The 19,349-nt window shown below is 73.4% G+C and carries 22 protein-coding genes; 5 read left to right on the forward strand and 17 right to left on the reverse strand.

The genetic code is table 11. From position 1 onward, the window contains the following. Positions 1-249: 249 nt before the first annotated feature. Entirely contained in the window at positions 250-1,197 is a 948-nt protein-coding gene (locus tag ACIPM1_RS20095) for a hypothetical protein (RefSeq protein ID WP_402436453.1), read from the reverse strand. Positions 1,198-1,364: 167 nt separating this feature from the next. Then, positions 1,365-2,159: an RNA polymerase sigma factor SigF gene (locus ACIPM1_RS20100; protein ID WP_356183690.1), complete on the reverse strand. Its 795-nt coding sequence runs from the start codon at positions 2,157-2,159 to the stop codon at positions 1,365-1,367. Between the two features lie 336 nt (positions 2,160-2,495). Between ACIPM1_RS20100 and ACIPM1_RS20105 the strand changes: the two genes are divergently transcribed. Next, positions 2,496-2,912, forward strand: coding sequence for a DUF2795 domain-containing protein (locus ACIPM1_RS20105; protein WP_402436457.1), 417 nt, complete (start codon positions 2,496-2,498; stop codon positions 2,910-2,912). A gap of 147 nt (positions 2,913-3,059) precedes the next feature. Continuing rightward, entirely contained in the window at positions 3,060-3,611 is a 552-nt protein-coding gene (locus ACIPM1_RS20110; protein ID WP_402436460.1) for a type 1 glutamine amidotransferase domain-containing protein, read from the forward strand. 102 nt (positions 3,612-3,713) lie between these two features. On the opposite strand, the gene ACIPM1_RS20115 is transcribed toward ACIPM1_RS20110, so the two are convergent. Then, positions 3,714-3,992, reverse strand: a complete 279-nt coding sequence (locus ACIPM1_RS20115; RefSeq protein WP_356183698.1) for a DUF6158 family protein — start codon at positions 3,990-3,992, stop codon at positions 3,714-3,716. Positions 3,993-4,046: 54 nt separating this feature from the next. Between ACIPM1_RS20115 and ACIPM1_RS20120 the strand changes: the two genes are divergently transcribed. Continuing rightward, on the forward strand, positions 4,047-5,165 hold the full coding sequence (locus ACIPM1_RS20120) for a Vms1/Ankzf1 family peptidyl-tRNA hydrolase (RefSeq protein WP_402436463.1): 1,119 nt from the start codon (positions 4,047-4,049) through the stop codon (positions 5,163-5,165). Positions 5,166-5,374: 209 nt separating this feature from the next. On the opposite strand, the gene ACIPM1_RS20125 is transcribed toward ACIPM1_RS20120, so the two are convergent. Further along, positions 5,375-6,994: an ABC-F family ATP-binding cassette domain-containing protein gene (locus tag ACIPM1_RS20125; protein ID WP_402436466.1), complete on the reverse strand. Its 1,620-nt coding sequence runs from the start codon at positions 6,992-6,994 to the stop codon at positions 5,375-5,377. A gap of 104 nt (positions 6,995-7,098) precedes the next feature. On the opposite strand from ACIPM1_RS20125, the gene ACIPM1_RS20130 reads away from it, so the two are divergent. Together ACIPM1_RS20130 and ACIPM1_RS20135 are read left to right on the forward strand one after the other, a co-directional pair. Next, a complete protein-coding gene (locus ACIPM1_RS20130) occupies positions 7,099-8,589 on the forward strand; it encodes a bifunctional phosphatase PAP2/diacylglycerol kinase family protein (RefSeq protein WP_402436469.1) in 1,491 nt (496 codons plus the stop codon). A gap of 148 nt (positions 8,590-8,737) precedes the next feature. Then, positions 8,738-9,577, forward strand: coding sequence for a class I SAM-dependent methyltransferase (locus tag ACIPM1_RS20135; RefSeq protein WP_402436472.1), 840 nt, complete (start codon positions 8,738-8,740; stop codon positions 9,575-9,577). Positions 9,578-9,697: 120 nt separating this feature from the next. Here the strand turns inward: ACIPM1_RS20135 and ACIPM1_RS20140 are convergent, their stop codons facing one another. From ACIPM1_RS20140 to ACIPM1_RS20200, 13 genes are all read right to left on the reverse strand, one after another. Beyond that, a complete protein-coding gene (locus tag ACIPM1_RS20140) occupies positions 9,698-9,988 on the reverse strand; it encodes a gas vesicle protein K (RefSeq protein WP_356183713.1) in 291 nt (96 codons plus the stop codon). Between the two features lies 1 nt (position 9,989). Further along, positions 9,990-10,172, reverse strand: a complete 183-nt coding sequence (locus ACIPM1_RS20145) for a gas vesicle protein (protein WP_356183716.1) — start codon at positions 10,170-10,172, stop codon at positions 9,990-9,992. Further along, positions 10,169-10,972, reverse strand: coding sequence for a GvpL/GvpF family gas vesicle protein (locus tag ACIPM1_RS20150; protein WP_402436477.1), 804 nt, complete (start codon positions 10,970-10,972; stop codon positions 10,169-10,171). The genes ACIPM1_RS20145 and ACIPM1_RS20150 overlap by 4 nt, the downstream gene beginning before the upstream one ends. Then, on the reverse strand, positions 10,969-11,313 hold the full coding sequence (locus ACIPM1_RS20155) for a gas vesicle protein (RefSeq protein ID WP_356183722.1): 345 nt from the start codon (positions 11,311-11,313) through the stop codon (positions 10,969-10,971). The genes ACIPM1_RS20150 and ACIPM1_RS20155 overlap by 4 nt, the downstream gene beginning before the upstream one ends. Continuing rightward, positions 11,310-12,500 (reverse strand): SRPBCC family protein, encoded by a 1,191-nt coding sequence (locus ACIPM1_RS20160; RefSeq protein ID WP_402436480.1) that lies wholly within the window; start codon positions 12,498-12,500, stop codon positions 11,310-11,312. The genes ACIPM1_RS20155 and ACIPM1_RS20160 overlap by 4 nt, the downstream gene beginning before the upstream one ends. Continuing rightward, positions 12,497-13,123, reverse strand: a complete 627-nt coding sequence (locus ACIPM1_RS20165) for a DNA primase (protein ID WP_402436483.1) — start codon at positions 13,121-13,123, stop codon at positions 12,497-12,499. Before ACIPM1_RS20165 ends, ACIPM1_RS20160 begins: the two co-directional genes overlap by 4 nt. Next, a complete protein-coding gene (locus ACIPM1_RS20170; RefSeq protein WP_402436486.1) occupies positions 13,120-13,383 on the reverse strand; it encodes a gas vesicle protein GvpG in 264 nt (87 codons plus the stop codon). The genes ACIPM1_RS20165 and ACIPM1_RS20170 overlap by 4 nt, the downstream gene beginning before the upstream one ends. Positions 13,384-13,387: 4 nt before the next feature. Next, complete coding sequence (locus tag ACIPM1_RS20175) at positions 13,388-14,164, reverse strand: GvpL/GvpF family gas vesicle protein (RefSeq protein ID WP_402436489.1); 777 nt, start codon at positions 14,162-14,164, stop codon at positions 13,388-13,390. After that, positions 14,161-14,586 (reverse strand): gas vesicle structural protein GvpA, encoded by a 426-nt coding sequence (locus ACIPM1_RS20180; RefSeq protein WP_402436492.1) that lies wholly within the window; start codon positions 14,584-14,586, stop codon positions 14,161-14,163. The genes ACIPM1_RS20175 and ACIPM1_RS20180 overlap by 4 nt, the downstream gene beginning before the upstream one ends. A gap of 66 nt (positions 14,587-14,652) precedes the next feature. Beyond that, the gene (locus ACIPM1_RS20185; protein ID WP_402436495.1) at positions 14,653-15,012 is read right to left on the reverse strand and encodes a gas vesicle protein; all 360 of its coding nucleotides are present in this window, start codon (positions 15,010-15,012) and stop codon (positions 14,653-14,655) included. Between the two features lie 103 nt (positions 15,013-15,115). Beyond that, positions 15,116-16,099 (reverse strand): non-homologous end-joining DNA ligase, encoded by a 984-nt coding sequence (ligD, locus tag ACIPM1_RS20190; protein WP_402436498.1) that lies wholly within the window; start codon positions 16,097-16,099, stop codon positions 15,116-15,118. Then, positions 16,096-17,943, reverse strand: coding sequence for a transketolase (locus ACIPM1_RS20195; protein ID WP_402436501.1), 1,848 nt, complete (start codon positions 17,941-17,943; stop codon positions 16,096-16,098). The genes ligD and ACIPM1_RS20195 overlap by 4 nt, the downstream gene beginning before the upstream one ends. After that, a complete protein-coding gene (locus tag ACIPM1_RS20200) occupies positions 17,940-19,340 on the reverse strand; it encodes an NAD(P)/FAD-dependent oxidoreductase (RefSeq protein ID WP_402436504.1) in 1,401 nt (466 codons plus the stop codon). Before ACIPM1_RS20200 ends, ACIPM1_RS20195 begins: the two co-directional genes overlap by 4 nt. Positions 19,341-19,349 lie beyond the last annotated feature (9 nt).

Raw genomic sequence — 19,349 nt, forward strand, 5'->3', positions numbered from 1 at the left:
GTCGCCGTCGGGTCGGGCGGTCCGTGAGGGGCTGGAGTGCGCTCCGCGCGGCGCGGGGCCGAGCCCTCGGGCACTGAGTACCCAGGGGGGCGCCGCCCCATGACCGCGTCCCGGGTCGCGCCAGTCACACGGGAGCCCGCTCCCGGCCGTGGAGGTCGGCTTCGGCCCGCCGTTCGCCGGGCCCTCCGCCCGTGGGCGGTCGGCCCGTGGGCCGCACGTACGTGAGCCGTACGTGCGTACGCCGCCCGCTCATCGGACGTCCGTTCGTCCGCGCCGCCACAGCCGGTGGCCCGCGGCGCCGAACGCCGCCGCGATCAGTACCCCGCCGGTGACCAGGGCCGGCAGCGACGGGGCGAAGGTGCCGCCCTCCCCGGCCTGCACGCCGTGGTCCATCATGCCGCCGTCGCCGGAGCCCTGGTCCCGGCCGGAGTCGTGGCCGCCCGTGCCCTTGGAGGCGTCGCCGCCCGGCACCTGACCGTGGGACACGTCGTAGGAGCCCTCCTTGCCGCCGTCCTGGTCGGAGGCGTCGGGGGCGGAGTCCTGCGAGGACGACGAGGCCGGCGGGCGGGACGGCTCGCCGGTGGCCTCGTCGCGGGACGGGGCGGTGGCGGTGCCCTGCGACTGCTGCGGACGGGCGAGACCGTCCGCCCCCTCGTCCTTCGGCACCGCGTTCTGCGGCGCCGTGTCCTGCGCCGTGGAGTCCGGCTGGTCTCCGTCCTGCGCCGAGGAGTCCTGCCCGGTCGAGCCCTGTGGGTCCGCCGAGCCCCGCACGTCCTGCGAGGGCGCCGAGTTCTGCGTGTTCTGCGTGGCCCGCAGGCCCAGGGTGTCCGGCGCGGCCTGCGCGTCGGGCGTGGCCGGGCCCGGTGCGGCCGGCTGGTGCGCTGCCCGGCCCTGCGAGCCCGTCGAGCCCTGCGTGGCCCGGGAGCCGGTCGAGCCCTGGGGGGCGGGGGGCTGCCCGGTCGAGCCCGTCGAGCCGTGCGTGGACCGCAGGCTCTGCGAGCCTCGCGTCGGCTGCGCTGCCCGCGTCGCCCGCGAGGCCGGCTCCGATGTGGGCGCAGGCTCCCGGGGAGTGTCCGGTCGTACGGTGGTGGCGCCGGCCGCCGGCTCCGGGGACGGGGCCGCCACGGCCGGGGCTGCTGCGCCCGCTATGACGCCCGCCAGGACGACGGCGGGCAGGGCACGAGGGGTGAGGCGCATGAGCGGGGCTCCTTGGACCGACGGCGGCTGGCGGCACGGCGTACGCGCCGTGCACAGCCATCACATCCGCTCGGGCCGCGGGCCGCGCGCCGCCGGGCCCCATTAGCGGGACACGAACGGCCTGTCGGGTGACCCCGGGGGTCGTCGCCCCACCCCGGCCCGGGCGGCTACGCCCCGTCCCGCATCACCTGGTCGCGCAGCCGGTCGCAGCATCGGGAGATCAGCCGGGAGACGTGCATCTGCGAGATGCCCATCTGCTCGGCGATCCGGCTCTGCGTCATGTCGTCGAAGAAGCGCATGTAGAGAATGGCCCGCTCCCGCTCCGGCAGGGCCGCGAGCCGGGGCTTGACGGCCTCGCGGTCCACCACGGTGTCCAGGGCCGGGTCGGGCGAGCCGAGGGCGTCGCTCAGCGAGTAGCCGTCGTCGCTGCCGGGCAGTTCGGCGTCGAGCGAGAGAGCCGTGAAGCTCTCCAGCGCCTCCAGGCCGGCCCGGACATCCTCCTCGCTCAGCTCGGCGTGCCGGGCGATCTCGGCGACCGTCGGCTGCCGGCCCGGGATCGTCTGCGAGAGTTCCTGGCGGGCGAACCGGACGCGGTTGCGCAGGTCCTGCACCCGGCGCGGCACGTGCAGGGTCCACATGTGGTCGCGGAAGTGCCGCTTGATCTCACCGGTGACGGTGGGGACGGCGTAGCTCTCGAAGGCGTGGCCGCGTTCGGGGTCGTAGCGGTCCACCGCCTTGACCAGGCCGAGAGCCGCGACCTGACGCAGGTCGTCGTAGCTCTCGCCGCGGCTGCGGAAGCGGCCCGCGATCCGTTCTGCCATGGGCAGCCAGGCCTCGGTGATCTCCTCGCGCAGTGCGTCGCGCTCGGGGCCCGCCGGCAGTGCGGCGAGCCTGCGGAAGTCCTCCGCGGTGTCGGGGGCGTCGTCGTGCGGGTGGTGCTTCGCGCTCGCTTGAGTTCGCATGGTGCGTCGCAGCTCCCTCGGAGTGCTCGGTGGTGGACGGTCACCGCGGGAGATCGACGCGATCAGGCCGGACGCAGAGGTGGCGGCTCTCGGTGCCGCTCCCACGGGCGTGCCTCCGGTCCGAAGCACTGAGTGTGCGCCTGCCCCGGGCCCGCGGGCCCAAACACCCCGTCATCTCCGGGAAGGACACGAGGCATCCGCCCCCGGCGAAGATCCCGGTAAGACCCACGTAAGGCCCCGGGAAGACCCCAAGGAGGACCCACTCCCCCGAAAGGCCGTGTCGGCTCCCCCTGCACGGGTACGCGGTGGCCACCCTTGAGATCTGGAGGGAGCACCATGCAGCGAGGCAGTGACCGGCTGAGCGTCCACCGTGACGACGAGATGAAGCACGAACTCCAGGGCCTGCTCAGGTCCGGCCATCCCACCCGGAGCGAGGAGTGGCACGACCCGGAACCGACCGCCGACGACGACCCGGAGTTCTGGGGCGGGCCGGTGGCCCCGGGCGGTACCCGCGCGTCCCTGGAGACCATCCGGCTGGAGCTGGTCCGGTTCCTGGGCCGCAGCTCCTTCCCGGCGGGTCCGGGCGACCTGGTCCCCGCGCTGCGTCGGAAGAACGCGCCGGACACCCTGGTCGAGGCCGTGGAGCGGCTGCCGCGCAAGGCGCGCTGGGCCAACGTCCAGGAGCTGGCCCGGGAACTGACGCGCGGCGCGCCCGAGCGGCTCGACTGGCCCGCGCGAGAGGGCCGGACCTAGTCCCCGCCGGGGGACGAAGGGCAGGGGGAACGCCGGGCGCCGCCCGCCGCACCGCCGCACCGCCGCACCCACGGCTCCGCACCGCGCGGCCGCACCGCGGCGGGACCGCCCGGAAAAGGCCCGAGAGAGAAAGGACGCTGGATCATCATGCGCATCGCATTTCTGACCGCACCCGAGGGTGTCGAGCAGGTCGAGCTGACCGAGCCCTGGAAGGCGGCCACCGACGCCGGGCACGAGCCCGTGCTGGTGTCGACGAAGTCCGGGAAGGTCCAGGGCTTCCACCACCTGGACAAGGCGGACACGTTCCCCGTCGACGCGGTCGTCGCGGACGTCGCCGCCGACTCCTTCGACGGGCTCGTCCTGCCGGGCGGGGTGGCCAATCCGGACTTCCTGCGGATGGACGAGAAGGCCGTGGCGTTCGTACGGGACTTCTTCGAGCAGGGCCGTCCGGTGGCCGCGATCTGCCACGCGCCGTGGACGCTGGTGGAGGCCGACGTCGTACGCGGCCGGGTGCTCACCTCCTGGCCGAGCCTGCGCACGGACATCCGCAACGCGGGCGGGACCTGGGTGGACGAGCAGGTGAAGATCTGCGACCACGGCCCGAACAAGCTGGTCACCAGCCGCAAGCCGGACGACCTGAAGGCGTTCTGCGAGGCCTTCCTCGAGGTGTTCGCCGAGAAGGGCGCGAAGGCCGGCTGAGCGAGCGCATCGGTCGGCCGGACCGGCCGGTGCGCCCGGCCGGCGGTACGGGCGGGCGCCGCCCGCGGGCGGACCGGGCGGCCGGTGCGTCCGGCAGAGGTGTCAGGTGCGGGGAGTCGCCGACTCCCCGCACCTGCGTTCCCGGGCCCCTTCGCGGGTGCGGCCCGAGGCGACGGCGCGTCGCGGATTGCGGCGCAGCCATTCGCCCTCGAGCTGGGCCATGCGGTCGTTGTGGGCCCGCAGCGCGTCGTTCGAGCCGTAGAGCAGCGTGTCGTGACGGGTGCGGTGGATGGTCTCCAGCTCCTTCATGAGCTGCTGATCGTCCAGCCGGCCCGGGTCGACTCCGGTCATCGTGGTGCCCCGCTCGTCGTGTTCGTCCATGCGGTACGGGTACCCGCCCGGAAGCACTTCTCCGACGGCACCCGGGAGGGAGCCATGGATCTCGCCTTTCTGCATCCACTGTACGAACACCCCGGCCCCTGGGCCTCCGTGTACGTCGACACGTCGCGGCACGCCGAGGACACGCCCCACGAGCTGCGTCTGACGGCCCAGGCGATGGCCCGTGAGCTGTCGGGGCAGGGTGCGGACGAGGCCACCAGCCGGGCCGTGGAGAGTGCGATCGAGGATCTGCGCCACTCCCCCGATCCGCACGGACGGGCCCTGTTCGCGCGGGCGGGGAAGGTGGTCCTCGACCCGTGTCTGGCCCGGCGTCCGCCGGGAGGCAGCCGGGCCGTGTGGGCTCCGCTGCCGCGCATGGCGCCGCTGCTGGACCTGGCGGGCGAGGACCCGGTCGCGATCGTGGCGTACGTCGACCGCAGGGGCGCCGACTTCGAACTGCGCCGCGCGCCGGCCCGTCAGCGGGCCGGCGCGGTCGTGCGGCAGCAGTGGCCCCTCCGCCGCACGAGCAGCCTCGACTGGTCGGAGCGGCACTTCCAGCTCAAGGTGGAGAACGCCTGGGAGCACAACGCGGCCGAGATCGCCGACGCGCTCAGTGTGAGCCAGGACGAGGCCGCGGCCGACCTGCTCGTCCTCGTCGGGGACGAGCGGGAGCGGCGCGAGGTGCGCGGGCGGCTGCCGAAGCGGTTGCAGGACCGTGTGGCGGAGGCCGCTCACGGGGCCGGGAGCCGGCTGCTGGACGAGGACGTGGAGCGGATCCGCGCCGCGCACGTCCGCCGCCGGGTCGAGGCCGGGCTGGACCGGTTCCGGGCGGCCCGCGCGCCGGACGCCGAGGGGCGGACCGGGGCGGCCGAGGGCCTGCCCGCGCTGGTGGCGGCGGCCCGTGAGCACCGGATCGAGGAGCTGCTGGTCCGCCCGGAAGGCCCCGACCTGCACCGCGAGGTGTGGATCGGCGAGGATCCGGACCAGCTGGCGGTGCGCCGTACGGAGCTGCGGATCCTCGGCGAGCAGCACTCCTGGGCGGCCCGCGCCGACGACGCGCTGATCCGGTCCGCGGCCGCCGCGGACGCCACGGCGCTGTCCACGGCCCCGGTGACGGCCGCGACGGAGGAGGACGTGCCGGCCGGCGGACTGGGCGCCGTCCTCCGCTGGAGGTGACGGGTGTCCGGCCGGACGCCGACGCCCACGCGACGAGCCCGGGTGGCCGGCGGGACGCCTACGCCCGTGCGACGAGCCCGGGTGTCCGGCGGGACGCCGACGCCCTGGCACTCCCGGGTAGTCCGGTGGGCGCCGACGCCCCGGCGAACCCGCCCCGCGCGGTGCCCGCGCCCGCCCCACCGGGCCCGCGCCACGCGCCGTCCGGCTCTCTAGCGGGCCCGCTCCACGCGTCGCTCGTCCCAGACCGGGTCGGGGGTCTCGCGGACGTGGCCGTCGCTGCCGAAGACCAGGAAGCGGTCGAAGGCGCGGGCGAACCAGCGGTCGTGGGTGACCGCGAGGACCGTGCCGTCGAAGGCCTCCAGCCCCTCCTGGAGGGCCTCGGCGGACTCCAGGTCCAGGTTGTCGGTCGGCTCGTCCAGCAGCAGGGCGGTGGCGCCCGCCAGTTCGAGGAGCAGGATCTGGAAGCGGGCCTGCTGCCCGCCGGAGAGGCGGTCGAAGCACTGCTCGGCCTGCCCGGTCAGCTCGTAGCGGCGCAGCCGGGACATGGCGGCGCCGCGGTCCTGGGCGTGCTCCTGCCACAGGATGTCGAGCAGGGTGCGGCCCTGGAGCTCGGGGTGGGCGTGGGTCTGGGCGAAGTGTCCGGGCACGACGCGCGCCCCGAGCTTCCACGTGCCGGTGTGCGCGACGTCATCACCGGCGAGCAGGCGCAGGAAGTGCGACTTGCCGGAGCCGTTGGAGCCGAGGACGGCGACGCGCTCGCCGTAGAAGACCTCCAGGTCGAACGGGCGCATGAGACCGGTGAGTTCCAGCCCCGCGCAGGTGACGGCCCGGACGCCGGTGCGGCCGCCCTTGAGCCGCATGGTGATCTCCTGCTCGCGCGGCGGCTCCGGCGGCGGGCCGGCCTCCTCGAACTTGCGCAGCCGGGTCTGGGCGGCCTGGTAGCGGGACGCCATCTCGTGGCTGACGCTGGCGGCCTGGCGCAGGCTGAGCACCAGCTTCTTCAGCTGGGCGTGCTTCTCGTCCCAGCGCCTGCGCAGTTCCTCGAAGCGCGCGAAGCGCTCGCGCCGCGCCTCGTGGTAGGTCGCGAACCCGCCGCCGTGCACCCAGGCGTCCGCGCCGGCCGGACCGGGTTCGACCGACACGATCTTCTCGGCGGCTCGGGAGAGGAGTTCGCGGTCGTGGGAGACGAAGAGAACGGTCTTGCGGGTCTCCTTCAGACGCTCCTCCAGCCAGCGCTTGCCGGGCACGTCGAGATAGTTGTCCGGCTCGTCGAGCAGCAGCACCTCGTCCGTGCCGCGCAGCAGCGCCTCCAGGACCAGCCGCTTCTGCTCACCGCCGGACAGGGTCCGCACCTGCCGCCACTGCGCCTTCTCGTAGGGCACGCCGAGCGCGGCCGTGGTGCAGATGTCCCACAGGGTCTCGGCCTCGTAGCCGCGTGCCTCCGCCCAGTCGGCGAGCGCCTGCGCGTAGCCGAGCTGGGCGGCCTCGTCGTCGACGGTCATGAGGGCGTGCTCGGCGGCGTCGACGGCCCGCGCCGCCTCCCGGATGCGCGGCGGCGCGACCGAGACGAGCAGGTCCCGTACGGTCGTCTCGTCGCGCACCGACCCCACGAACTGCCGCATCACACCGAGGCCGCCCCCTACGGTGACCATGCCGCCGTGCGGCTTCAGCTCGCCGGAGATCAGCCGGAGCAGGGTCGTCTTGCCGGCCCCGTTGGGCCCGACGAGGGCCACGACGGCCCCTTCCCCCACCCGGAAGGAGACATCGCCGAGCAGCGCTCTCCCGTCGGGGAGGAAGTACTCCAGATGCGCGGCTTCGAGATGTCCCATGGGGCGAGATTCTGCGTGGGCCACCGCACCCGGGGCAAACCCATATCCCGCCCGGGGCGGGGAAGGCGCACAAGGAACGGCGAGTTCCGGGTAACGGTCCCTGTATGAGGAGCCCAGACATCGACCTGACCGCCCCGATGAACGGTGCCCACGCCACCTTCAAGCGGGTGCTGGACCTGGACAGCCGGCTGTTCGAGTTCGCCGCCGAGCGGCACTGGCCCGCCGCCGCGCCCGTCCTGCCGCGGCTGAGCCGGAGCGCCAACCACGGGGTGCTGTGGTTCGCGGCGGCGGCCGCCATCGCGGCCAGCCGCACGCCACGGGCCCGGCGCGCCGCCGCCCGGGGCCTCGCCTCCCTGAGCCTGGCCTCCCTGACCGTCAACACGCTCGGCAAGCGTTCGGTGCGCCGTCCGCGGCCCGAGCTGGACCCGGTCCCGCTGATGCGCCGGCTGAAGCGGCAGCCGATCACCACCTCGTTCCCGTCCGGTCACGCGGCCTCCGCCGCCGCCTTCGCCACCGGCGTCGCCCTGGAGTCCCCGGCCTGGGGCGCGGTGGTCGCGCCGATCGCCTTCTCGGTGGCGGCCTCCCGCGTCTACACCGGCGCCCACTTCCCGAGCGACGTCCTGGCGGGCGCCGCCCTCGGCGCGGGCGCCGCGTTCGCCGTACGGGGCATGGTGCCCACGCGTGCCCAGGTCGCCTCGCCGCCCCGGCCCCGCGCCGACCTGCCGGCGCTGCCCGAGGGCGAGGGCCTGGTGGTGGTGGCGAACACCGCCTCGGGCACCGCGGACCGGGCCCGCGCGCTGCGCGACGCGCTGCCGAAGGCGGAGGTCGTCGAGTGCGCGCCCGAGGACATCACGGCCGAGATGGAGAAGGCGGCGGCCCGTGCCCGGGTGCTCGGGGTGTGCGGCGGCGACGGCACCGTGAACACGGCCGCCGCGGTCGCGCTGCGCCACCGCCTGCCGCTCGCCGTACTGCCCGGCGGCACGCTGAACCACTTCGCGTACGACCTGGGCGTGGAGGACGTACGGGACCTGTGCCGGGCCCTGGAGCAGGGCGACGGGGTCCGCGTGGACATCGGCCGCTTCACCTCCGGGCACAAGCGCGGGGTCTTCGTGAACACGTTCAGCCTGGGCGTCTATCCGGAGCTGGTGCGCGAGCGGGAGCGCTGGTCGGACCGCATCGGCGGGTGGCCGGCCGGGGTGCTGGCGGCGATGCGGGTGCTGCGCGCGGACCGGCATCCGCTGGAGGCCGAGTTCGAGGGGCGGCGCAGGCCGCTGTGGCTGCTGTTCGCCGGCAACGGCACGTACCACCGCATGGGTCTGGCTCCGGCCCGGCGCAAGGACCTGGCGGACGGGAAGCTCGACGTGCGGGTGGTGCACGGCGGCCGCAGGCCGGCCCTGCGGCTGCTCGCCGCGGCCTTCGCGGGCCCGCTCACCCGTTCCCCCGCGCACGCGGCCGTCCATGTGGGCCGGCTCCATCTGACCGGCGTCGCGCCGGGCACGCTCCTGGCCTACGACGGGGAGGTCATGGAGGTGGAGGACGAGGTGTTGCTGGAGAAGCTGCCCGAGGCGCTGGAGGTCTACCGCCCGCTCACCTGACATTGTTTCTGACGCTGCGTCAGTCCACATGACAAAACGCGGGTCTCAGTATTCGGCTGATCCGCGTACCGTGATCCTCACCGTCCCGGGACCCTCCGGCTCCCGGGTGCCGGTACGAGGCGACCGGTACGACAGAAGGGGCACAGCCATGCCGAAGCCGAAGGAGACCGCCGTCTACACGCACGGGCACCACGCGTCCGTGCTGCGTTCCCACACCTGGCGCACCGCCGCCAACTCGGCGGCCTACCTGCTCGGTTCGCTCGAGCCCCACATGCGGATCCTGGACATCGGCTGCGGCCCGGGCACCATCACCGCCGATCTGGCGGAACTGGTCCCCGAGGGGCACGTCACGGGTGTCGACCGGGCACCCGGCATCCTGGAGCGGGCCCGGGCCACGGCATCCGAACGGGGGCTGGCCAACGTCGACTTCGCGGTCGCGGACGTCCACGCCCTGGACTACCCGGACGACACGTTCTGCGTCGTCCACGCCCACCAGGTGCTGCAGCACGTGGGCGACCCCGTGCAGGCGCTGCGCGAGATGAAACGGGTGACGAGGCCGGGCGGCCTCGTCGCCGCGCGCGACGGGGACTACGCGGCGATGACCTGGTATCCCGAGGTGCCGGGGATGGACACCTGGCTGGACCTGTACCGGCGGGTGGCCCGCGCCAACGGCGGCGAGCCGGACGCCGGGCGCCGGCTGAAGTCCTGGGCGCTGAGCGCCGGTCTGACGGACGTGACGGCCACGTCCGGCACCTGGACCTTCTCCACCCCGCCGGAGCGGGAGTGGTGGAGCGGACTGTGGGCCGAACGCACCCTGGCGCCGGCCTACGCGGAGCGCGCCGTCGAGGGCGGCCACGCGACCGAGCGGGAGCTGCGGGCGGTGTCGGAGGCCTGGCGGGAGTGGGGGCGGCGGGAGGACGGCTGGTTCGCCGTCCTGCACGGCGAGATCCTGTGCCGCAAGGAGGAGGCCGCTGCGTCCGGCGGCTGAGACACACCACCGCGGGCACGCAGCTCGCGTACGGCATCGGGACCACCCGCGGCTCACACACATACGCACGGCGTGCCGGACCCGCCTCCCCCGGGTCATGCCCGGGTGGGGAGGCGGGTCTCAGTCGCGGGGAAGCAGGGGGCCCAGCGGTCCCAGGTCGAGGTTCAGGTCCTCGGGCCGCAGACCGTAGCGGTCGCGCAGTTCGGCCATGCGGTCCTCCAGCAGCATGAGCGTGAGCCCGATCCGCTCCTCCTGCTCCTCGGTCAGGTCCCCGGTGTCGAAGCGGCGCACCGCCTGCCGTTCCATGAGCTGGCGCAGCAGTTCCACCACGGTCAGCACGAGCTTCACCAGGTCGCGTTCGACCGTGTCGGGTTCGAGGTCCAGCCGGTTGTGCCGGGCCGGTGACGCCACGTCAATCACCCCAGGGAGAAGGAACTTGCTCGTTGACCGAGCTGATCAACGCGTTGAGGTCGATGCGGACGAGGTCGACGTCCGCGATGCGCAGCGTGATGTCCCCCTTGATCACCACTCCCCCGGCCAGCAGCCGGTCGAGCAGGTCCACCAGGGCGATCTCACGCCGTTCGACGACGGTCACTCCCCCTCCTTCACGGACGCCCCGACGGACGGAGGGGTCTCCTCCCGGTCGGTGTCCTGGGCGAAGGAGTAGGCGGCCCAGGGGCCGGTGAGTTCGACGCGCAGCCCCGGTACATCGTCCTTCGTGCGGTCGACGAGTTCGACGAACTCCTCGGAGTGGGTACGCGGGACCAGATAGGCGGCGTTCAGCACGTTCCTCCCCGAGGCGCCGGACAGGGCCGTGTTCTGCGGCGCGTGCAGCCGGGAGTCCTCGGCGAACGCGGAGAGCGTCTCGTGCAGGTGCGTGGCGAACCGCTCGGCCTTCTGCCACAGGCTGTCGTGCGCCCGGGTCTGCTGCCGCCGCTGCCGCAGGTAGTCCCGGCCCGACGTGGCCTTCGGCGCGGGCTGCGGGCTCTCCTGCGCCTCCTCCTCCAGGAAGACCTTGACCCCCCACTCCACGCGCCCCTCCAACCGCTCCAGGGTGCGCAGGAAGTGCTCCTCGCGAGCCTCGATCATGCTGCGGACGCCGCTGTCGTCGTGGAAGACCGTGGCGAGCCGCAGCGGCAGCGGGGTGACGACGGCGGTGAGCGCGTCGATCACCCCCTGGTGGGCCCGCGCGGTGGCGGCGAGCCAGTCCAGGTCCTCCAGATGGACCCGCAGCGGCTCCTCGGCGAAGTCCCGCTCCGGCACCTCGCTGAGGACGGCGACCAGTCCGTGGTGGTGGAGCAGCTTGGCCGGCGCGCCGGCCACCCCCGTCAACTGCGCCTGGAGGGGCGCGCCGAGGGGGCGGCAGACGGCGTAGACGTACCGCAGTCCGGTCATGGTGCCTCCTCCTCACGGGCGCGGCCCTGTTCCAGGCCCAGTTCCTCCAGCCGCGCCAGACGTTCACGCAACTCCGCGTTCTCCCGGGAGAGTTCGTCCCGCCGGGCCTGCGAGGAGAGCGCGGGATCGCTCTCCCACCAGTCGATGCCCATCTCCTTCGCCTTGTCGACGGAGGCGACGATCAGCCGGAGCTTGATCGTGAGCAGTTCGATGTCGAGCAGGTTGATGCGGATGTCACCCGCGATGACGACGCCCTTGTCGAGGACGCGTTCGAGGATGTCGGCGAGATTGGCGCCGCCGCCCGACCCGTACGGGTCGGGCAGCCGACCGGGTGTCGTCATCGACGGCTCCCGTGCCCGGCGTACTCGCCCTCATCCTCTTCTTCGTACTCGGCCTCGGGCTCGCCGTTCTCCTCCTCGGGCTCCTCCTCGTACTCCGCGTTCTCCTCGTCCTCGTACTCGCCCTCGGGCTCGGACTCCTCGTCCTCGTAGGCGCCCTCTTCCTCCTCCTCGGGCTCCTCTTCCTCCTCGTACTCGCCCTCGGGCTCCTCTTCCTCCCCTTCGGGCTCCTCTTCCTCCTCGTACTCGCCCTCGGGCTCCTCCTGCTCCTCCTCGGCCGAGGCGCCCTCCTCCTGCTCGCGCTCCTCCTCTTCCACCGCGTCCTCGTGGGTGCGCACGACCTCGCCGTCGCGGATCTCTCCGCGCCAACTGTCCTCCGCCTCGCCCTTCATGGTGATGAAGCGGGAGAAGTGCTTGAGGTCGAGCCGGGCCCGGCGGCCCTGGGCGCGCCAGATGTTGCCGGTCTTCTCGAACAGGCCGCTCGGGTAGTACTCCATGACCAGCAGGACGCGGGTCAGGTTGTCGCCGAGTGGGTGGAACGAAACGACACCCTTCGTGGTGCCCTTGGCCCCCTCCGACTGCCACTGGATGCGGTAGTCGGGTATCTGCTCGGTGGTCTTGGCCTTCCAGCTGCGATTGGACCAGAAGACCTTCAGCTGCCAGTCGGAGGTCGTGTCGTCGGCGCGGCTCGCGCTCTTGACACCCTTGGCGAAGGTGCTGAAGTCCTGGTACTGGGTCCACTGGTCGTACGCCGTGCGCAGCGGCACGCCGACGTCGATGGACTCCATGATGACGGTGGGCTTGTTGCCCCCGCGGCCCTTGCGCTTGCCCTTGCCGCCGCCCCCCAGGTTCTTCAGCGCACCCATGACGTTCTCCTTGGCGCGGGAGGCCCCGACCTCCAGGGCGGAGCGCAGCGGGCCCTTGCCTTCGGCGATCTTGCGGCCGCCCTCCAGGGCCAGCTTGGCGAAACCGGGGCTGTTGCCCTCGGCGATGTCGGTCAGCTTGCCCGTGGTCTCGCCGAGTTTGCGGCCGACGCCGGTCAGCAGCCGGGTGGCCTGGGCGGCCAGGTACTCCTGCGCCTCGGCCTTCAGCCGGTCGGCGGCCTCACTGTGGGCCAGATCGCTCAGGGGGTTCGCCTTGCCCGCGGCCTTGCCGGCGGCGGACGTCGCGGATCCGAGGGTCTCGGTCATCGGTCACCGCCACCCTTCTGCCGCCGGGAGGCGGCGCTCCCGGCCGCGGCCGTCTTCTTCGCAGCCGTCTTCTTGGCCGGGGCCTTCTTGGCCGCCGCCTTCTTCGCGGGAGCCTTGCGCGCCGGTGCCTTCTTGGCGGCCTTCTTCGCCGTGGTCTTCTTCGCCGCAGCCTTCTTCGCGGGAGCCTCCTCCGGCTCCTCCTCGGGCTCCTCAGCGGCCTCGCGGCCCTCCCGGTCCTCGTACTCCTCCTCGTACTCCTCCTCGGGCTCGCCCTCGGACTCCCGCTCGCCGCCGGTCTCCGGCGCGACGCCCGAGAGCTGGTCGCGGACCTTGGACGTCCGGCCGTGCAGCCGGTCGGCCAGCGCGTTCATCTGCCGCTCGACCATCGCGCCCGACGCCGCCTTGCCGACGCCCCGCAGGTCCTGCCGCAGCTGGTCCCCGATCTCCTTGAACTGGGGGTTGTTCTTGAGCTGCTGGTTCAGCAGCTCCCCCACCATCCTCGGACTGAGGTTCAGCTTCTTGCCGGCCACCAGGGAACCCACGGCGAAGGCGAGTTTCAGTTTCTTCGTGCGTCCCAGGAGATATCCGGCCCCTACCGCGAGGCCGATTCCCATTCGATTCATCGTGCCGTCCCCTCACCTGTTCCCGCGCCGCCGCGCATGCCGATCTCCAGCCGGTCCAGCAGCTCGTCCTCCCGGCGGTCGAACTCCTCCTCGGTGATCTCCCCCGCATCCAACTGCTCTTCCAGCCGGGCGAGTTCGGCCCGGACCGCGGCGGGGTCGTAGTAGAGGCGCTCGGCCTCCTCGACTACCTTTCCGATCACCCAGGCGCTGCCGCGCGCCGGAGCGAACGGCAGCAGCAGCACCTCCGAGATGAGCCCCATGGCCTTACTCCGCTCCGGCGTCCGCGTCCGCGCCGACCGTGGTGCCCGCGGGCTGGGCGGGACCGGGCTCGACGAAGCTGTAGGGCGGCAGCGGCCCGTTGACGCGCAGTTCGACGTGCGGGAGTTCCTTGCGGGCCTGCTCCACGGCGGCCAGGAACTCCTCCGCCGTGGCCCGGTCCACCAGGAACGAGGCGTTGACCAGCCAGCCCGTGGACTCCGGCCCCTCGCTGCGGGCGGCCGCGGCCGGCTCCAGGACACGGAGCACCTCGGTGGCGTCCGCGGCCTCCCGGGCCTTCACCGCGTTGGCGACCAGTTCGCCGAGCCGGATCTTGTCGTCGTAACCGCCGCCTCCCGACTGCCGGTTGGCCTCGACCTGGGCGCGCAGCTCCGGGTTCTCGGCCATCACGCGATGCAGCACCGCGTCTTCCAGGTGGCTGCCCTTGACGTTGTACTCGACCTTGCCGTCGAGCGCCCGCAGGCGCTCCTGGTAGTGCTCGGCGCGCTCGCCGAGCACCCCGGTGACCGTGTCGTCGTCCGGGGCGACGCTGCCGAACCGCATCGGCAGCACGCAGCCGGCGCCCTCCGCCTCGGTGAGCACGGTCTGGTGGGCGAGGAGATCCCTGCGCTTGGGGCGCAGCCCCTCCGGAGCGTCGCTGACGATCGCCGCCAGCCCGCCCGCCTTCAGGACACGGACCGGACGCGGCGGGTCACCGACTCCCCCCATGTCCTCGGGCAGGGAGGGATGCGATGCCGCGGTGATCCCGTAGACGTAGGTGCTCACTCCTGCTCCTCCTTCCGCCGGGACGACGTGCTCTTGCGGGCGCGCGGCCGGGACTCGCCCGACTTCTCCTCACGTCCCTGGCTGAAGGCGTCGGAGATCGTCTCGGCGGCGCCGGACAGCGCTCCCTTGGACTTGCCGCGGGCGCCGGACTCGGTGACCTCGCCGACGATCTCGGGCAGGCCGGGGCTCTTGTTCGGGCCGGACTCCAGGTCCAGTCGGTTGCAGGCCTCGGCGAAGCGCAGATACGTGTCCACGCTGGCGACGACCACCCGCACGTCGATCTTCAGAATCTCGATACCGACCAGGGAAACCCTGACGAACGCGTCGATCACGAGCCCCCTGTCGAGGACGAGCTCAAGTACGTCGTAGAGGCCGCTGCTGCCGCCTCCACCGCCGGACGTCTGTGCCGGAACAACGGTCATGCCGACCGTGCCTCCTTGTCTGTGTACGGAATTTCCTGTGCCTGGGACCGCGCGGGTGCCAGTCGGCTATCGGCGTGTGTCGGCACGCCCTCGCTCGTATCTGCGGACCCGCCGGTAGCCGGTGAGCATCCCCTCGGAGTCGAGTTCGACCTGGTAGCTCGCCATCAGGCTCATCGTGTCGGGCACGCGCTCGAGTTCCAGGACCTCGACCTCGAGCGACCAGCCGTCCTCCGTCCGCTCGAACGACGAGACGGACTCGGCGGTCATGCCGGTCAGCTCGGCGAGCTGGGCACGTGCCTCGCGCAGCACCTCCATGGGCCGCGGCGGACGGGGGGCCGCGGACTTGCGGGTTCGTGTGCGGGAACCCTGGGGCTTCTGTTCCTTCGGCGAATCTTGCGATTCTTCCGTGTTGTTTGTGTTCGACATGACCACCTCTCCCTTCCGTGTGGCCGCAGGTTCGTTGGCCAAACATCCATGGGTGCAGGCGTCTTTCAGGCCGGTCGCCGGCGCCTCGGTCCCGGGCGCCCGATCACCGGTCGCGCAGCGCGTCGAGCCGGCGCCGCGCCGGGCCCAGGGCACGCCCCCGGCTCATGAGGCCGGCCCAGGGGCGGGTCCGGGCCTGGTCGACTGCGTTCTCGACGGTCCAGCGGCGCGGGCCGAGGTCCGGGTCGTCGAGCTGGTCCCGGGAGATCGGCACCGCGACCGGCGCGCCCGGCAGCGCGCGGACCGTGAAGGGGGCGACGGCGGTCTGCGCGTACGCGTTGCGCTGCACGTCGAGGTAGAGGCGGCCGCCGCGCTCCTGCTTGCGGACGGCGGTGGTGAACCGGTCGGGAGAGTCCGCGGCGAGCACCTCGGCGACGTCCCGGGCGAAGTCGCGCACCGCGTCGAAGTCGTCGCGCCCGCCGAGCGGCACGACCACGTGCAGCCCGCGCGAGCCCGTCGTCATCAGCGCCGACGGGAGTCCCAGCCGGTCGAGCAGCCCGGTCGCCTGCCGGGCCGCCTCACGCACCGGTGCGAAGTCGTCGTCGGCCGGGTCGAGGTCGAGGACCATCCGGTCCGGCCGTTCGGCGCGGCCGGACCGGGACAGCCAGCGGTGAAGGGTGAGACACGCCTGGTCGGCGAGGTACACGAGGGTGGCCGTGTCGTCGCAGACGGTGTGCACGACCGTGCCGCCCTCCTTGGCGACCTCGGCGCGGGAGATCCAGTCCGGGTAGTGCTCCGGGGTGTTCTTCTGCATGAACGTCGGGCCGCCGAGGCCGTCCGGATGCCGCTCCAGCATGAGGGGGCGGCCGCGCAGGTGCGGCAGCAGGAACGGCGCGACGGACCGGTAGTAGTCGACCAGGTCGGCCTTGGTGTACTCCCGGGCCTCGCCGGTACGGCCGCCGCGCTCACCGCCCCCGCCCCCGCTGCCGCTCCTTCCGACGTCCCCGCCACCGGGGAAGAGCACCTTGTCCGGCCGGTGCACGGTCACCGTGCGGCTGCCGGCCCGGACGGTCCGCTCGTCGCCGCTCACGGCACCATCGCCTGCTCCACCAGCAGCCGTACGGAAGCGGCGATCGACTCGGCGTCGATGCCCGCGGCGTGCAACTGCTCGGCGGGCGTGGCCGAGCCCGGCATCGTACGGACCGCGAGCCGCACCAGACGCGGCACCGGGCGCCCGTCCAGGAAGGCGTCGAGCACCGCGTCGCCGAGGCCGCCCTCCTCGCGGTGGTCCTCGACGGTGAGCAGAGCGCCGGTCTCCTCCGCGGCCCGCCGGAGCGTGGCGCGGTCGACCGGCTTGACCGAGTACAGGTCGATCACCCGGACCGGGATGTCCTCCCGGGCGAGGGCGTCCGCTGCCGCGAGCGCCTCGAAGACGGTCACGCCGGCGGCGACGATCGTCAGCCGGTCCCGGTCGGAGGAGCGCAGCACCTTGCTGCCGCCGACGGGGAACTCCTCGTCCGGGCCGTAGAGCACCGTGCTCTCGCCGCGCGAGGTGCGCAGGTAGCGGATGCCGTCCAGGTCGGCCATGGCGGCGACCAGCCGCGCGGTCTGGTTGGCGTCGCACGGGTACAGCACGGTCGAGCCGTGGATCGCGCGCATCATCGCCAGGTCCTCCAGGCCCATCTGGCTGGGCCCGTCCTGCCCGATGGCGACGCCCGCGTGGGAGCCGTTCAGGTTGACGCCGGAGCCGCTGACGGAGGCCATGCGCACGAAGTCGTGGGCGCGGGTGAGGAAGGCCGCGAACGTGGAGGCGTACGGCACCCAGCCGCGCGCCGCCATTCCCACGGCCGCCGCGACCATCTGCTGCTCGGCGATGTAGCACTCGAAGTAGCGCTGGGGGTGTTCCTTCTCGAAGAACTCCGTGCGGGTGGAGTCGCCGACCTCGCCGTCGAGCGCGACGACGTCGCCGCGCGCGTCGCCGAGCGCGGCGAGCGCCTGGCCGTAGGCGTCGCGGGTGGCGACCTCCTCGCCCTTCTCCCAGCGGGGCAGCTCCAGGTTGCCGTCGCCGGCCGCGTGCAGCGACCGCACCGACGGCGGCTCGTGCACCGTGACGCGCAGGTCGCGCTCGCCGCCGAGCTCCTCGATCGCCTCGTCGGGGTCCTTCAGCGGCTTGCCGTGCAGTCCCTCGAGGTCCTCGGTGGCCGCGACGCCCCTGCCCTTGAGGGTGCGGGCGAGGATCGCGGTGGGCTGACCGGTGGTGGAGATCGCCTCGCCGTAGGCGCGGTCGACGGCGTCCACGTCGTGCCCGTCGATCTCGATCGTGTGCCAGTCGAAGGCGCGGAAGCGGCGGGCGTAGGCGTCGAGGTCGTGGCCGTGCCGGGTGGGGCCGCGCTGGCCGAGCCGGTTGACGTCGACGATCACCGTCAGGTTGTCCAGCCGCTCGTGGCCGGCGTGCTCGGCGGCCTCCCAGATCGAGCCCTCGGCCATCTCACTGTCGCCGCACAGCACCCACACCCGGTAGTCGGCGTGCTCCAGCCGCTTGCCGGCCAGCGCGATGCCGACGCCGATCGGCAGGCCCTGCCCGAGGGAGCCGGTCGCCGTCTCCACCCACGGGAGCCGCTGGGGCGTGGGGTGGCCTTCGAGGCGGCTGCCCAGCTTGCGGAAGGTCAGCAGTTCCTCGTCGTCGACGGCGCCGGCCGCCTTGTAGGCGGAGTAGAGCAGAGGTGAGGCGTGTCCCTTGGACAGGACGAAACGGTCGTTGCCCGGGTGGTCGGGGCGGCCGAAGTCGTAGCGGAGGTGGTTGGCCAGCAGGACGGCCACCAGGTCCGCGGCGGACATGGAGGACGTCGGGTGCCCGGAGCCCGCCGCGGCGGCGGCCCGCACGCTGTCCACGCGCAGTTGCTGCCCGAGGTCGACGAGTTCGGCGGTGTTCATGAGTCTCCTTCGGCGGTTCGGGGTCGGGGTCGGGGTGAGGCGGAGGGTTCGGGGCCGGACTCGCGCGTGCGGTCCGGTCGGCCCGGCGGGTGCCGGCCCGGCAGGCGGGCCAGCTCCGGGGAGGCCGTGTCCAGCGGCACCGACCAGGACCGTACGAGCCCCAACTGGACGGCCTGGCGCGGAAGTACGGCGTCGAGCAGCCAGTCCGCGGCCACCCGGACGCGGTTGCCCGGCATGGCCGCGAGGTGGTACCCGCGGGTGACCGCGCCCGCCAGGGGGCCGGACAGCGCCACGCCGAGCGGGTCGGCGGCGGCCTGCGCCCCGCCGAGGTCCACGACGAAGCCGAGGTCCCGATGGCGGTACGGCCGCGGCTCGCCGACGCCGAGCGAGGCGGCGACGTTGCGCGCGGCCGTCCTCCCCTGCCGCCACGCGTGCTGGGCCGTCATCGGGGTGTACTCGCCGGGCCTCTCCAGGTCCGGCACGGCCGCGGCGTCACCGCAGGCGAACACCTCGGGACGTCCCGGCACCTGCAGCGTCGGTTCCACGAGCAGCCGGCCGCGCTCCATCGGCAGTCCGAGGGAGTCGGCGAGCGGGTCGGGCCGTACGCCCACGCACCACACCAGGGTCCGGGTCTCGACGAACTCGCCGTCCGTCAGCAGCACCCCCCGGGAGGTGGCCTCCTTCACGGAGGTGCCGGTCCGCACGTCGACGCCCCGGCGGCGCAGCACGCCGGCGGCGGTGCGCGAGAGCCGTTCGTCCAGTTCGGGCAGGACGCGCCCGGCGATGTCCAGCAGCAGCCACCGGGGCCGCAGACCGGTCCGCAGCGGGTGGCCGCGCACCAGCTCGTCGGTGAACAACCGGCCCTGCGCGGCGACTTCGGTCCCCGTGTACCCGGCGCCGACCACCACGAAGGTGCACCGCGCGGCGCAGGTCCCGGCGTCGTCCGCCGAGGCGGCGAGCTCCACCTGGCGGGTGATGTGGTCGCGCAGGTAGAGGGCCTCGGGCAGGCCCCGGAAGCCGTGGGCGTGCTCGGCGACCCCGGGGATCGGCAGCAGCTTGTTCACGCTGCCCGCGGCGAGCACCAGCCGGTCGTACGTCAGGGTGCCGGCGGTGCCCTCGGGGTCGGTGTAGCGCACGGTGCGCGCGTCGAGGTCGATGGCGTCGGCCTCACCGAGGACAAGGCGTACGCGGCGCAGGGTGCCGGAGAGGGAGACGGTGACCCGGCGCGGCTCCAGAACGCCCACGGCGACCTGGGGAAGCAGGGGGAGGTACAGGAAGTAGTCGGTCGGGTTGAGCAGGGTGATCTCGGCCTTGCCCCGGGCCATCCGGGACAGGGTGCGGGCCGTCCGGTACCCGGCGAAACCGGCACCGACGATCACGATGCGGGGTGGACTCACGGTTCGCCT

This window comes from Streptomyces sp. NPDC086766 (assembly GCF_044746005.1).
GTDB lineage: Bacteria > Actinomycetota > Actinomycetes > Streptomycetales > Streptomycetaceae > Streptomyces.

Coding starts and splice junctions, on each gene's coding strand:
- ACIPM1_RS20095 (WP_402436453.1), bottom strand. CDS start 1,197: ATGCGCCTCACCCCTCGTGCCCTGCCCGCCGTCGTCCTGGCGGGCGTC.
- ACIPM1_RS20100 (WP_356183690.1), bottom strand. CDS start 2,159: ATGCGAACTCAAGCGAGCGCGAAGCACCACCCGCACGACGACGCCCCC.
- ACIPM1_RS20105 (WP_402436457.1), top strand. CDS start 2,496: ATGCAGCGAGGCAGTGACCGGCTGAGCGTCCACCGTGACGACGAGATG.
- ACIPM1_RS20110 (WP_402436460.1), top strand. CDS start 3,060: ATGCGCATCGCATTTCTGACCGCACCCGAGGGTGTCGAGCAGGTCGAG.
- ACIPM1_RS20115 (WP_356183698.1), bottom strand. CDS start 3,992: ATGGACGAACACGACGAGCGGGGCACCACGATGACCGGAGTCGACCCG.
- ACIPM1_RS20120 (WP_402436463.1), top strand. CDS start 4,047: ATGGATCTCGCCTTTCTGCATCCACTGTACGAACACCCCGGCCCCTGG.
- ACIPM1_RS20125 (WP_402436466.1), bottom strand. CDS start 6,994: ATGGGACATCTCGAAGCCGCGCATCTGGAGTACTTCCTCCCCGACGGG.
- ACIPM1_RS20130 (WP_402436469.1), top strand. CDS start 7,099: ATGAGGAGCCCAGACATCGACCTGACCGCCCCGATGAACGGTGCCCAC.
- ACIPM1_RS20135 (WP_402436472.1), top strand. CDS start 8,738: ATGCCGAAGCCGAAGGAGACCGCCGTCTACACGCACGGGCACCACGCG.
- ACIPM1_RS20150 (WP_402436477.1), bottom strand. CDS start 10,972: ATGACCGGACTGCGGTACGTCTACGCCGTCTGCCGCCCCCTCGGCGCG.
- ACIPM1_RS20155 (WP_356183722.1), bottom strand. CDS start 11,313: ATGACGACACCCGGTCGGCTGCCCGACCCGTACGGGTCGGGCGGCGGC.
- ACIPM1_RS20160 (WP_402436480.1), bottom strand. CDS start 12,500: ATGACCGAGACCCTCGGATCCGCGACGTCCGCCGCCGGCAAGGCCGCG.
- ACIPM1_RS20165 (WP_402436483.1), bottom strand. CDS start 13,123: ATGAATCGAATGGGAATCGGCCTCGCGGTAGGGGCCGGATATCTCCTG.
- ACIPM1_RS20170 (WP_402436486.1), bottom strand. CDS start 13,383: ATGGGGCTCATCTCGGAGGTGCTGCTGCTGCCGTTCGCTCCGGCGCGC.
- ACIPM1_RS20180 (WP_402436492.1), bottom strand. CDS start 14,586: ATGACCGTTGTTCCGGCACAGACGTCCGGCGGTGGAGGCGGCAGCAGC.
- ACIPM1_RS20185 (WP_402436495.1), bottom strand. CDS start 15,012: ATGTCGAACACAAACAACACGGAAGAATCGCAAGATTCGCCGAAGGAA.
- ACIPM1_RS20195 (WP_402436501.1), bottom strand. CDS start 17,943: ATGAACACCGCCGAACTCGTCGACCTCGGGCAGCAACTGCGCGTGGAC.